The sequence below is a fragment of the Microbulbifer sp. 2205BS26-8 genome (assembly GCF_030731025.1).
Taxonomy (GTDB): Bacteria; Pseudomonadota; Gammaproteobacteria; order Pseudomonadales; family Cellvibrionaceae; genus Microbulbifer; species Microbulbifer spongiae.
The window spans coordinates 1-14,001 of sequence record NZ_JAVAMR010000025.1; the positions used below are offsets into that span (position 1 = coordinate 1).

Annotated in this window: 9 protein-coding genes; 5 read left to right on the top strand and 4 right to left on the bottom strand. The window is 53.9% G+C overall.

Annotation, left to right across the window (positions count from 1 at the left end; genetic code table 11):
- The first annotated feature begins 215 nt into the window (after positions 1–215).
- The 3 genes from Q5Y71_RS09960 (at position 216) to Q5Y71_RS09970 (ending at position 4,046) form a co-directional block, all read left to right on the top strand.
- A complete protein-coding gene (locus Q5Y71_RS09960; RefSeq protein ID WP_306042041.1) occupies positions 216–755 on the top strand; it encodes a GNAT family N-acetyltransferase in 540 nt (179 codons plus the stop codon).
- A gap of 450 nt (positions 756–1,205) precedes the next feature.
- Entirely contained in the window at positions 1,206–3,134 is a 1,929-nt protein-coding gene (locus Q5Y71_RS09965) for a glycosyl hydrolase family 18 protein (RefSeq protein ID WP_306042072.1), read from the top strand.
- A 621-nt stretch (positions 3,135–3,755) separates the two neighbouring features.
- Positions 3,756–4,046 carry a DUF1540 domain-containing protein gene (locus Q5Y71_RS09970; RefSeq protein ID WP_301414481.1) on the top strand — a complete coding sequence of 97 codons (291 nt, stop codon included), beginning with the start codon at positions 3,756–3,758 and terminating at the stop codon, positions 4,044–4,046.
- Between the two features lie 47 nt (positions 4,047–4,093).
- Here the strand turns inward: Q5Y71_RS09970 and Q5Y71_RS09975 are convergent, their stop codons facing one another.
- Entirely contained in the window at positions 4,094–5,827 is a 1,734-nt protein-coding gene (locus Q5Y71_RS09975) for an AMP-binding protein (protein WP_306042042.1), read from the bottom strand.
- Between the two features lie 542 nt (positions 5,828–6,369).
- On the opposite strand from Q5Y71_RS09975, the gene Q5Y71_RS09980 reads away from it, so the two are divergent.
- Positions 6,370–8,187: an ABC transporter ATP-binding protein/permease gene (locus tag Q5Y71_RS09980; RefSeq protein ID WP_306042043.1), complete on the top strand. Its 1,818-nt coding sequence runs from the start codon at positions 6,370–6,372 to the stop codon at positions 8,185–8,187.
- A gap of 69 nt (positions 8,188–8,256) precedes the next feature.
- Complete coding sequence (locus Q5Y71_RS09985; protein ID WP_306042044.1) at positions 8,257–9,972, top strand: Zn-dependent hydrolase; 1,716 nt, start codon at positions 8,257–8,259, stop codon at positions 9,970–9,972.
- Between the two features lie 187 nt (positions 9,973–10,159).
- Here Q5Y71_RS09985 and tsaA read toward each other — a convergent pair whose 3' ends face one another.
- The 3 genes from tsaA to der form a co-directional block, all read right to left on the bottom strand.
- Positions 10,160–10,849 carry a tRNA (N6-threonylcarbamoyladenosine(37)-N6)-methyltransferase TrmO gene (gene tsaA, locus Q5Y71_RS09990; protein WP_306042045.1) on the bottom strand — a complete coding sequence of 230 codons (690 nt, stop codon included), beginning with the start codon at positions 10,847–10,849 and terminating at the stop codon, positions 10,160–10,162.
- A 53-nt stretch (positions 10,850–10,902) separates the two neighbouring features.
- Complete coding sequence (locus Q5Y71_RS09995; RefSeq protein ID WP_306042046.1) at positions 10,903–12,366, bottom strand: NAD-dependent succinate-semialdehyde dehydrogenase; 1,464 nt, start codon at positions 12,364–12,366, stop codon at positions 10,903–10,905.
- Positions 12,367–12,547: 181 nt separating this feature from the next.
- Positions 12,548–13,942, bottom strand: coding sequence for a ribosome biogenesis GTPase Der (gene der, locus Q5Y71_RS10000; protein ID WP_306042047.1), 1,395 nt, complete (start codon positions 13,940–13,942; stop codon positions 12,548–12,550).
- Positions 13,943–14,001 lie beyond the last annotated feature (59 nt).

Genomic DNA, 14,001 nt, shown 5'->3' on the forward strand with positions numbered 1-14,001 from the left:
CTAGCTACTCCCTCCAGAACAGGGTCTATTTGATGGGGTTAGGAGGCTGACTGCCGGTACCCAGGACAAGCTGCGAAGTCGCTTGCCCTGAGTGCTTGTGTGATTTCCTGCCCAGACATATCAAGTTTCAATACGAGGCCTACACCGAGCGCTCGCCAGGGGCTTGTCGCCCTGGCAAAATAAGCGCCCAGCCAACGCAACTGTACAGGCAGAGCATGTTTCAAATTCAAACGCCAAATCTGATATTGCTGGAGCTTTGTGATGATGACGCAAGCTTCATTCTCAATCTGCTCAACGATACGGATTTTTTGCAAAATATCGGTGATCGCGGTGTACGCAATCTGGAGCAAGCGCGTACCTATATCCGCGATGGCCCTGTCACCATGTACCGTCAACACAATGTCGGCCTCTATAAGGTGGCGCTAAAAGAAGGTACTGCCATCGGCATCTGCGGGCTGATCAAGCGCGTAGGCCTGAGTGATGTGGATCTCGGCTTCGCTTTCCTACCCCAGTATCGCGGCATGGGGTATGCCCTGGAGGCCGCTCAAGGGGTCATGCAGTACGCACAAAAATGGCTCGGGCTGGAGCGTATTGCCGCCATCATTCTGCCCAGCAACACACCCTCGGTGAGACTTTTGAAAAAAATCGGATTCAGAGCCGAGGGAAGGATCACACTGCCCGGCGAGCGCAAGGAGCTGTTACTCATGATCTGGAAGATCAGTGCGCACGGTCACTCCCCCGGTGAGGAAAAATAAACGCTACTCAAGCGGGATTTTTACGCACTCAATTTATCAACCGCATGCCTCCCATGAACGATTGGGAAATCAGGCCGGGAGGATGCACAGGCTTGTCTGGCTACAGGCTGTTGATTTCAAACCGCTACCCGATTTTTCACGCCATTTTCTGTGTTTCTGGTTCCATGAGAACAAGTTTACAGAATGCTTCCTATACATTATTTAGACCGTTGCTATGATTCAAAGCGAGTATCAAATTGACTGTTTGACCACTGGTTTTACAATGGCTTGCCGTTAACGCCACCTGGTAGCTGAAGCAGTACCGGGCAAGCCTATCTACAAAATAAACGGTAAAGTAAAGGTACAGTTCACATGCAAAAGAAAAATCGCCATCCACTTTTAGCGGCTTTCATCGTATCCATATGCTCTGTCAATGTCTGGTCAGCACCGGGCGCTCCAGTTATCGTCTGGATGCCCACAGAATATACGGAGGGCACTGCCATTCCAGTGAACTCGAATATGTGGTGGGGTGAAAATGGCACCTCTTGGGTTTTAACATCGAACAACAGCCAGGTTTGTGCAGGGGACTTAACCCCCAGTGGTAACAATGCCCAAATGGCCAATTGTACCATTTCCGCTTCTGCTGGTACCCACCAGTTACAGGTCATACTCAGCAATGCAGCAGGCTCCTCGGCAAGTGCCGAGAAGACAATATATGTGGTGTCAGAAAATGGGACCCCACCGGACCCCCAACCTATTCCGGACCCTGAATTTGTAGAGACTCCCGCCAAACCTGTAATCGCCTTGATGGATACCAATCAGTCGGCGGGAGATATAACGGTCTCATGGAATATGTGGTGGGGTGTGAATGGGTCCAGTTGGACACTGGAGTCTAATGGCTCAGAAGTGTGTAACAACACCCTGACAGTGAATGGAAACAATGCGCAGCACGGAAGTTGCACTGTGAACTTTGCGAAAGGCAGCTACGATCTTCAAGTGTTGTTGACCAATGCAGCAGGGTCCACCGCCAGTGATATCAAAACCATCTCTGTTGGTGATGCTGGAGGCGGCGTGGTGGGTAGTAGCGAAACACCGCTGCCAACGGATTATTCTTCGCCGGGTTTGCGCAAGCATAAACCTTATAGCAATACAACGAATTCTGTGGTAGGTGCTTACTTTGTCGAGTGGGGCATTTATGGAAGAAATTATCAGCCAGCCCAGATACCTGCCTCCAATCTGACCCACCTGCTCTACGGCTTTATCCCCATTTGTGGGCCAAACCAAAGCCTACAGGAAGCCAACCCCAGTGGGTATAGTGTCTTGCTGCAATCCTGTCAGGGAAAACAGGATTTTGAAGTCACAGTGCACGATCAATACGCGGCACTGGATAAACTCTATCCCGGAGACGATGATGCCCAGGACTATAAAGGCGTGTTTAACCAGCTGCGCCGTATAAAACTGGCTAACCCGGATTTGGTGATCGTACCTTCCGTGGGCGGCTGGACGCTCTCTGACCCATTCTATTACCTCGACAATGCCGCCAACCGTAAAGTGTTTGTTGATTCCATGGTTGAGTTTCTAAATACGTATACTTTCTTTGATGGTGTTGATATTGACTGGGAATATCCAGGCGGTGGTGGCGCCAACGCCGATCTTGGCAAAGAGTCGGATGGCGAGACCTATGTCACCCTGATGCAAGATCTGCGCACAGCCCTGGATACTCTTGAATCTGAAACCGGTCGCCAGTATCAGCTAACCAGTGCTGTAGGCGTTTCCCCCGCCAAAATCAGCCAGGTTGATTACGCTCAGGCCAGCCCCTACATGGATTACATCTTTGCCATGAGCTACGACTACTATGGCGCATGGAGCGAAGATCTTGGTCACCATGCCGGGCTTTACCCCACAGCCAGCGCTATTCATGAGGGGTTCAGCGGTGATGAAACAGTCACCAACCTGCTCACTGCAGGTGTTCCCGCCCACAAGCTGGCGGTGGGCGTCGCCATGTATGGTCGGGGCTGGAAAGGGGTTTCCAACATGACTTCCCAAGACCCCTTCTCCGGAAAAGGAGGTGGCCCCATCTCACTGACAATGAACAATGGTCACTGGGAGGCTGGTGTTGTGGACTATTTCCGCATAGTGCAGGAAATGCTGGGAGGGGATCCCAATAGCTCAGGGGTCAATGGCTGGAGCGCAGGTTACGACGACACTGCGAAGGCGCCCTACGTATGGAAGCCCAGCACGGGTGAACTGATCACCTATGAGAATGGTAAATCCGCTAAAACCAAGGCGGAATATGTTCGCCAGCGTGGGCTTGCCGGTACCTTTTCCTGGGAAATTGATGCGGATAATGGAGACATTCTCAATGCGGTTCACGAAGGGCTAGGTCACCCACAAGAGTAACTAAAACCTGCAGGATCGGAGGGGCGGCAACTGCTCCCCTCTGGTTCTATTCAGCCCTTTGAGCCCATCTTGTCATCTCCCGAAGCAATTTTCACAGACTTCTCTTCAAAAGGTGCATACGGTGATGCCCGTGAATTGCCACATATAACATTAGACCGAACAGGCTCTTGGGACACGCACTTCCACCACACACTCCAAAAAACTGACCACTTGCCCAATATCACTTCGTCAATGGGTATTTCTCAGGGCAATTTTCCAGAGTGTAGGTATCTTTATATTCGGACCCAGATTTTGCCCATCCAAACCACAGCACGCGTTCACCGTTGAAATACCCCGAGTGGGTAGTTCCATACAGATTATCCATCCCGTCGCTGTATAAAACTGCCGGCGTACATTGTCGAAGACCAGCGTTTGGGATACCAGGTGGCCGTAAAATATGGCAAGGGGACAGATAAAGTGTATTCCGGTGTGTACTACTGACAGTATTTTCATCATTAATAGTCAAACGCACTATTCTTAGAGAGAACTTGGCGGCTTAATTCCATACAAATACTACTGTTTTTCGTTGACTTGTATCCTGGCTAGACTAGTCTCCAACTGACTAGCCAAGAGATGATAACCATGATTATTGCGACAGATATGCCCGAGGTCAGCCGGTGTGCCGTTACTCAGTGCGCCTACAATGCCAATGACGGCTGCCATGCCAGAGCCATCACAATCGGCAATGGTATAGATCCCGATTGCGATACTTTCCTGGCCAATTCAAAGCACACCAACAGCGCCCGCACTGCCGGTGTCGGCGCCTGCAAAATGGAGAACTGCAAATTCAACGATGATTTTGAATGCTCTGCAGACAGTATCCAGGTTGGACGCAGCGGAAACTCAAATAACTGTCTCAACTACACCCACTAACCCGCCAGCTCACAACGCACCCGATGATCAAATAGGTCACGGAAGACTTATTTGATTACAGGATCGATGACAACAGCTTCCACAGCGGCGCTCCCCTCTTGCTGGCTGGCACTATCCGGCGGCTCCCAAATAATTCCCTCGCTGTTTGCAAACGCCTTAAGCAATGGCTGGTAACGCGCTTCGAGCTCCTTGCGCTTGGTCTTCATCGTTGGGGTAAGCAATCCATTTACCGCTGTCCACTCCTCCTTGCCAATGAGAATCAGTTTAATTCGTTCATGGTGCGACAAGCGCTGATTCACAGCGTCAAGCAACTTCATCAATCTGGCTCGTATTTCTTCTTTTGAAAGGGTTTCCGCCAACTCAGATACCGTTGCCAGAAGCACCGGTTGATCCATTCCATGCCCGAGCACACAGCACTGTGCAAGTAGCGGTTCATTGCTGAAGGCTTCCTCCAGAAGACTGGGCTGGATAAATTTCCCTTTGCTGGTTTTAAAGGATTCGGAAATGCGCCCGGTAATATGCACCAGACCATCCTCATCAATATAACCGGAGTCCCCGGTATGGTAATAACCTTCGCGAATCACTTCCGCAGTTTTCTCGGGCTCCCGATAATATCCCTTCATTAAAGAGTCACTTTTAAACAGTATTTCACCCTGGGCGGAAATTTTTAACTCACAGTTGAGCTGTGGTTTCCCTACAGTGCCCGGCACAGGATCCTCATCCCTGTGCGCAATACAGCCATAGATAAAGTTTTCCGTCATACCGTAGCCATCTGCCACCTTCATCCCCATACGGTGATACCAGCGCAATAACTCGATCGAGATTGGCGATGCCCCCGTCACCAGCAACCGTGCCTGATCCAATCCCAAACTGCTGCGTACCCGGTTCCCAAGCCAGGTGCTTAGGCCGGGTATATACAGTATGATATTTTGTACAGTCGGCGGAATTTTTTGGTCAACCTGTTGTTTAAATCTACCCCACAACCTGGGGACCGAAAAAAACATCGTGGGGCGGGTGCGTCGCAGATCTTCAAGAAAGGTTTCCAGGGATTCGGGAAAGTACACCGGTGTTCCCGAGTACAAACTGTGAAATTCTATCAGGATTCGCTCCGCGGCATGGGCCAAAGGGAGATAGGAAAAAAAACGGTCCGACTCGCTGTAACCATACCCCCTGACCATATTCGGCGCGACAAAAACCACCGATGACCAGGCGTGCATCACACCCTTCGGGTGACCTGTAGTCCCGGAGGTATACATAATGGTGAAAATGTTATCTTCATCAAATACCGGGCTTTCATCGTAAGGCGCATTAGTGCTGATTACCGTGTCCAGCTCCTGGTCGCAGTGAATCTCACAGCGATGTATAGCCACTGTGGGGATGGAATCCACCACTTCCAGCAGAGCATCGCGGTTATCCGTAGCCCCACAGAACAGCAGTTTTGATTCCGAGTGCTGCAACACATAGGACATGGAAGAGGCGGACTGCCCAGGGTACAGGGGGACACTGATCATTTCAGCCAGCATGATGCCCACATCTACGATCACCCAGTCGGCACAGTTTTTGGCATGAAGGGCAATACGATCTCCGGGCTCAAATTGGCTGCGCAGGAAACCCGCTACCCCCCTGGCTCTAGCCATCACTTCGCCCCAGGTGTAGTCCCGCCACTGACGCTGGTACATCTGGCGCAGGAAAACCTTGTCAGCCTCTTCAGCTTCCCTTTTATAGAGAAGCTCCAAAGGCTGCAGACCTTTTATCCTCTCGTATCGCTCTTCCGGGTTCATCGCTTTCCTCGCTCATTATTGTATGTATTGTGATCAGACACCCCACAACCTGACCGTTTGTGGCGTTAATGATAGACGCCAAAGCAAAATGGAAGATGTTGTCCCTCATCTTGAAGGAATAAATACACGTCAAATATGCGGGACTGCGAGATATCCCGGAGAGACAAGCTGCCTATTTCCTTTTGACCGGTGCCTCGAATGCACGGCAGCAACCACGCGCAGTCACTTGTCCCACAGGAACCGGATCCGCACATAACCGGCAACGCCTGCACGTTGTGTATTTCCCCTTCCCCGGCTTACCCGGCAAGCCAGTGAGCATCTCCCGGCAGATACAAACCATCGCTCCGGTCGACAGCGGCTATCGGCAGTATCGTCATCAGCCTATCTGACATCTCCAGCTTGATAGTGGCGATTCCCCTGATGCCGCAAAAAGTGCCGGGACAAAAGCACCACTCCCTGTGGGAAGCTGTCGGATACTATTTGCGGGTAAAACAAGCAACCGTCTATTTATAATGGGTACTTTTTGCTTTCTGGTAGTTCCTATGCCCAGACACAAATCCACCGCCACACTGGATGAAGTACACTGGGGTGCATTGAAAACCCTCTTGCCATACCTGCTGGAATTCCGTCGGGCGGTTGTTTTGGCAGTTCTATGCCTCATCGGCGCCAAGCTCGCTGGGGTGACCCTGCCATTTATCCTCAAACATATCGTGGATGACCTGGATAGTGCCGGCGACACTGCCCAGGCTGTTGCACTGCCACTGGGACTGCTCTTAGCCTATGGTGTCGTACGCTTCTCCAATACCCTGTTCGGCGAACTGCGCGATACCATCTTTGGCCGCGTAACGGAGCGCGCACAGCGCAGAGTGGGGTTGGAGGTCTTCCAGCACTTGCACACACTGGATCTGGATTTCCACCTGAACCGACGCACCGGTGGCCTGTCCCGAGACATTGAGCGTGGCAACAGCGGCATCGGTTTCCTGATGCGCTTTATGGTATTCAACATCGTACCCACCCTGGTGGAAATCACCCTGGTGGCGGGACTCCTGTGGTGGAACTACAGCGGCGTATTCGCCCTTGTGGTTCTGGCGGCAGTCATAGCCTATATCGGCTTCTCGGTGGTGGCCACGGAATGGCGTACGCGCTTTGTGCGGGCATTGAACCAGGCAGAGTCCCAGGCCAGTAACCGGGCGGTGGACAGCCTGCTGAACTATGAGACCGTCAAATATTTCGCCAATGAGCCGCACGAGTCCGGTCACTACGACCGCGATTTGGCAGTTTGGGAACAGGCGCGACGCAGCAACCGCCTGTCGCTGTTCGGACTGAACAGCGGCCAGGCACTGATTATCGCCGGTGCCATGTGTACCGCTATGGTCCTTGCCGCAACAGGCGTGGCCAGAGGGCAAATGAGCATTGGCGATTTTGTACTGGTCAACGCCTTTATGATGCAGATTTTCATGCCGTTGAATTTCCTAGGCTTTGTTTATCGGGAAATGAAGGGCGCACTGGCCAATATCGAAAAAATGTTCTCTCTGCTTGCGGTGAAACCGGTCGTAGCGGACATCTCCAATGCCCGGACTCTGCAGGTGAATGGAGGCCGTATTGACTTCGAGGATGTCCAGTTTGGCTACAGGGATAACCGCAGGATTCTCAAGGGTATCAGTTTCTCGGCCCTGCCCCGTCAGAAGGTCGCGATTGTTGGCGCAAGCGGTGCTGGCAAGTCCACCCTGTCGAAGTTGCTGTTTCGCTTCTACGAAGCCAGTGTCGGCAGTATTCGCATTGACGGTCAGGATATTCGCCAGGTCACCCTGGAATCCCTGCGCCGCATCATCGGTGTTGTACCGCAGGAGGCGGTGTTATTTAACCAGTCGATCAAGGAAAACGTGCGCTATGGGCGGGTTGATGCCGATGATGAAGCGGTCATGGAGGCAATTCGCCACGCACACCTGTCGGAGTTTGTTCAGCAACTGCCCCAGGGGGCGGATACCCTGGTGGGAGAGCGGGGCCTGAAACTCTCCGGTGGAGAAAAGCAGCGGGTGGCCATTGCCCGCGCACTGCTGAAAAAGCCACCAATTATGATTTTCGACGAGGCAACCTCTTCACTGGACAGTCGTTCGGAGCGCAGCATTGTTGCCTCGCTACAGGAGATCGCCCGGGAGCAGACAACGCTGGTCATCGCGCACCGCCTGTCAACCATTGTGGATGCAGATAAGATCCTGGTGATGGAACAGGGCCGCATAGTGGAGCAGGGCTCACACCGCCAGTTGCTGGCTTTGGAAGGACACTACGCGGCGCTTTGGCGTATTCAACAACAAGAGCGTGGCACCGAGACAAAAGCCGCAGATGCCCCACTGTCCTGACGGTTGATAATTTTATACAGCGCGACTAATGTGGCGCCGATACACCAGATAATGATAGGCAGAGCAATTATGACCATTCCCTTTTCATCCACCAGGATAGCTGCCGCACTATTGACGCTGGCACTGGTCGGTGGCTGTTCCAAGGATAAGCAGGCTGAGAAAATCACCAGCGACGAAGCTGAAGCGCAGATCGTTGAGTCCGAAACTGTGACGCCCCCCAGTGGCCAGACCGTGGAGAATGCAGACCAGCGTTTCGATATTTATGTTCCGGTAGAACTTACTGCAAACCTGAGCGGCCTGTCGGACAAACAGCGCGATATGATCAGCCTGCTGATCGATGCCAGCCAGGTGATGGATCGCTTGTTCTGGCTGCAATCCTACGGCCCGGCGGAGGTGCTGCTGCCGGATATCGAAGACGGCCGCGCGCGCAAATTTGCTCAGATAAACTATGGCCCCTGGGACCGTCTCAACGACAACAAACCGTTTATCGCCGGCTACGGGCCCAAACCATTAGGCGCCAATTTCTATCCGGCGGATATGACCCGCGACGAATTTGAAGACTGGAACCAACCCGGAAAAGACGGTCTCTACTCCCTGGTGCGTCGCGATGACGCTGGCAAACTGACGTTGATACCCTACCGCGATGCCTATAATGCGGAACTGAAGAAGGCCGCGAACATTCTGCGCCAGGCCGCAACACTGGCCGAGAACAAGGCATTTGCTCACTACCTGAATCTGCGCGCAGAGGCACTCCTGACCGACAATTTCCGGCCCAGTGATATGGCCTGGATGGATATGAAAGAGAATGAGATCGACGTGGTGATTGGCCCTATCGAAAACTACGAGGACCAGCTGTTTGCCTACCGCACCGCCTACGAATCCTATGTGCTGTTGAAGGACAAGGCGTGGAGCGCGAAACTGGCCAAGTTCGCCGCACTGTTACCCGAACTGCAGAGGGGTTTGCCGGTTGAAGCGCAGTACAAGTCCGAAAAACCGGGTACGGACTCCGACCTGAACGCTTACGACGTACTGTTCTATGCAGGCCACAGCAATGCCGGTTCCAAAACCATCGCCATCAACCTGCCCAATGATGAAGAAGTACAACTGGCGAAGGGCACTCGCCGGCTGCAGTTAAAAAATGCCATGCGTGCCAAATTCGATAAGATCCTGGTGCCCATCAGCGATGTGCTGATTGCTCCGGATCAGCGCAAGCACATCACCTTCCCCGCTTTCTTTGCCAACACCATGTTCCATGAAGTGGCCCATGGGCTCGGGATCAAAAAGACCCTGAACAGTGGTGAGAATGTTCGTCAGGCACTGAAAGAGACCTCCTCTGCCCTGGAAGAGGGCAAGGCAGATATTCTCGGGCTCTATATGGTCACGCGATTGCACGAGAAGGGAGAGATTGAGGATGGCGAGTTGATGGACAATTATGTCACTTTCCTCGCCGGAATCTTCCGCAGTGTACGCTTTGGTGCCGCTAGTGCCCACGGCAAAGCCAATATGGTGCGTTTTAATTTCTTCAGAGACCAGGGTGCTTTTACCCGTGATGCCACCACCGGGCAATACAGTGTGGACTTCGAGCGGATGCAGCAGGCCATGACCAACCTGTCCCGTCTGATCCTCACCATTCAGGGGGATGGCGATTACGCGCAGGCCAAGAGCCTGCTGGCCGAGCAGGGCGTGATTGGCCCAGAGCTGCAGGCCGACCTGGATCGCCTTGCGAAAGCGGATATTCCTGTCGATGTGACCTTTATCCAGGGTAAGGAGGTGCTGGGCCTCTAGCCATGGGGCCGGGCTGCACCGCAAGATAGGACAACAGGGGACAGGAACCCTCCCCAACAATTAGCCCGGCAGTTATGATGCATCCGGCCATCAAACTGACCGGGGCTCACCTCAGTAGCTGCCGGATGCACTAGCTTCACACCACTGACCATTGGACACACCTGCCACTCATAACCGAAGCGGGCAGTCACAATTCAGTCAGGGATACCACCTCTATCCCCTGCTCGGTATAGTGCCAGCACAAATTGAAATTGCACAGTTTCATTCCATAGAGCCGCCCTGGCTCCGATTGTTGGTACGCCGGTCTTGGATCCTGTGCCAGTACCTGCGCGATCAAACGCGAAAGATCGGTTCCCCAGTCATCGCGGTAAGCCCGCGCCTGGGCCAGGATATGTTCGGGAATAGTAACCGGTGTCAGTGCCGGTGCTGAATCTGCAAAAGTGCTCCGAGCCTCAACCACGGCATCGGCATAGGGGATATAGGGCTTGATATCCACCACAGGCGTACCATCTACCAAATCGACACCGGCGATGATCAATTCCACTTTCGGAACAGTGCGCACTTCCATCAGGCGTACTACCGAAAGGCCGATATGGTTGGGGCGAAAGGGTGATCGGGTGGCCAGTACCCCGAGTTTCCTGTTGCCGCCGAGACGTGGCGGGCGCACTTTGGGGGACCAGCGCCCGGCCCCGCAGTGGAACTGGAAAACCACCCAGATATGGCTGTTTGCCTCCAGCCCCGCCACCGCCTCCGCCACATTGACCGGCGGCAGCAGTTCAATACTTGCTCGGCTGGCACTGGCGAGCCGGGGCTGCCGGGGAACACCAAACTTTTCACCGAAACAGGAATGCACCCGCGCAATGTGCTCAACAATCATAGACAGTCCAAAGCATAGATTTCAGGGCGGCTATTTTAACCCCCTTATGGCGCTCATTTATCGATGCCACCGAGACAGAGATACTTGATTTCCAAATAATCGCCAATCCCGTATTTGGAACCCTCGCGCCCCTGACCGGACTCCTTCACTCCGCCAAATGGGGCCATCTCATTGGAGATAATCCCTTCGTTGATGCCCACCATGCCATATTCCAGCCCCTCGGCAACACGAGAGATACGGCCAATATCGCGGGAGTAGAAGTAAGAAGCGAGACCAAACTTCGAATCATTCGCCATACGCACCGCTTCCTCTTCGGTGGAGAACTTGTACAGAGGGGCGACAGGCCCAAAAATTTCTTCCGTGAACAGATTCATCTGATCGGTGACATCACCGAGCACCACCGGGGCATAAAAGCAGTCACCCAGACTGCTGGGGCCACCGGCGACCAGTGCCTGAGCCCCCTTTTGCAGCGCATCCTCCACCAGTGACTCCACTTTGTTGACCGCCTTGGCAGTAATCATTGGGCCGAGATCGGTATGCCCGTCAAAGCCGTTACCCAATGTAAGATTCTTTACGGCTGCTGTAAATTGACTGGCAAATGCCTCGTAAACACCCTCTTGCACCAAAATCCGGTTCGCGCACACACAGGTTTGGCCAGCATTGCGGTACTTGCAGATGATTGCTCCCTTCACCGCCTCGTCCAACTGCGCATCGTCGAAGACAATGAATGGCGCATTCCCCCCCAGTTCCATTGAGGTTTTCTTCATGGTTTGCGCACATTGGGCCTGCAACAGCTTGCCCACCGCAGTAGAACCGGTAAAGGTGAATTTGCGCACCAGCGGATTCGAGGTCATCTCGGCGCCGATGGCGGGGGCATTTTCACCCGCCACAATATTGAAGATGCCCGCGGGAATGCCTGCTTCCTCCGCCAGTACCGCCAGCGCCAGAGCGGAAAGCGGTGTCTCCTGGGCGGGCTTGGCGATAAAGGGACAACCGGCGGCCAGGGCCGGTGCCATCTTGCGGGCAATCATGGCACAGGGGAAATTCCACGGCGTTATAGAGCAGGTGACCCCTACCGGCTGTTTGATTACCACAATACGGCGGTCACGGGCAGGCGGGGCTATTACATCCCCGTAGGCACGCTTGGACTCTTCGGAAAACCACTCGATATAACTGGCGCTGTAGACAATTTCCGTTTTTGCTTCGGATAGCGGCTTGCCCTGTTCTGCGGTAAGAATCCTGGCCAGGTCATCCGTGTTGGCAATCACCAGGTCGTACCAGCGGCGCAGGGTTTTTGCCCGCTCTTTGACCGGTGTATCCCGCCAGGCGGGCCAGGCGGCGGCCGCAGCCTCGATCGCACGGCGAGTCTCATCCGCACCCAGGTCGGAGACAGCAGCCACTACCTTGCCGGTAGCCGGGTCGGTGACCTCGAAAGTTGCACCGGAATCCGCATTGATCCACTGTCCGTTGATATAGGACTGGGTGCGCAGTAGCGCGGGGTTAGTGAGTTCCAGCATCGCCTTCTCCTTGTGGTGTCTTCCCTGGTACCCGCCTCACGCGGGATCCATTGCAACGATAGTAACCGGTAATGTACCCATACCGGGCAGTATTGCCGGAATCCTTTAGTCAAGAACGGTCGCATTCCCAGTTGCGTACTGCACCCATGCTGTTACCCGCAACGGCATTAACCGTACCGGTTTATTTTTTCTTTTTCACAAAGTTCATCAAGCGGCGCTTCTTGGCCTTCTGTCTGTCGGTCAGTTTATTTTTTTTGCCGGCATAGGGGTTGTCACCAGTACGGAATTCAACCTTTACCGGCGTCCCTTGCAGCCTCAGGGACTTGCGGAAAGTCTTTTCCAGATAGCGCACATAATGGGCAGGCACCTGCTCCGTCTGATTGCCGTGGACCACGATCACCGGAGGGTTCTGCCCACCGGCATGGGCATAGCGCAGTTTGATACGATGGCCATTGACCAGCGGGGGCTGGTGCTCGCTTACCGCCCAGCGCAATATCCGCGTAAGCTGATTGGTGGACAGTTTGTCCGTTGCACTCTGGTAGGCGGCCTCAATGGATTCATACAGATGCCCCACACCGGTACCGTGCAGCGCCGAAATAAAGTGTACATCGGCAAATTCCACAAAGCGTAGGCGGCGCTCCAGTTCCGTCTTCACATAATCGCGATGGTCTGTCTCCAACCCGTCCCATTTGTTCAGGGCCACCACCAGGGCTCGACCGGCCTGGATCACAGTCCCCATCAGATGCATATCCTGATCCACCAGCCCCTCGCGGGCATCGATCACCAGTACCACCACATTGGCGTCTTCCACGGCTTGCAGGGTTTTGACGATGGAAAACTTTTCCACCGATTCCTTGATATTCTTGCGGCGACGAACGCCGGCAGTATCAATCAGGGTATAGGGGTTCTCATTGCGTTCATAGTTGATATAGACACTGTCACGGGTGGTACCCGGCTGGTCGTAGACCACCACACGATCCTCGCCCAAAAGGCGGTTCACCAAAGTGGATTTACCCACATTGGGACGCCCGACGATGGCGATCTTGATACCCGTGGCCCCTTCAGCCTGACCGATTTCAAGTGGCTCAGGCAGGTCTTCCAGCACGCGCTGCATCAGGGTGCGCACACCGCGCCCCTGGGTCGCTGTGGTGGGAAAAACATCCCCAATGCCCAACTCGTAAAAAGGCGCCAGGGCAATATCCGGATTGACTCCATCGACCTTGTTGGCGACCAGATAGGTGGGCTTGAAGCGGATGCGCAGCTGATCTGCAATCATTGCGTCCGCCGGTGTGAGGCCTGCGTGGCTATCTACCAGGAAAAGCACAATATCCGCCTCCTCAATGGCCTGCATGGACTGTTGCGCCATCACGGCATCAATTCCCGCTTCCCCTCCGCTAATACCACCGGTATCGACAACAAGCAGCTTGTGTCCATCGATTTCCGCTTCGCCGTATTTGCGGTCACGGGTAAGGCCTGCGTGGTTGGCCACCAGGGCGTCGCGACGCCCTGTTAGGCGGTTAAACAGTGTGGACTTGCCCACATTGGGGCGCCCGACCAGGGCGATTACTGGCAACATACAGATTCTGGCTTTGGCCCAATAAATACAATCGCCCGCACAGGGCGGGCGATATCAAT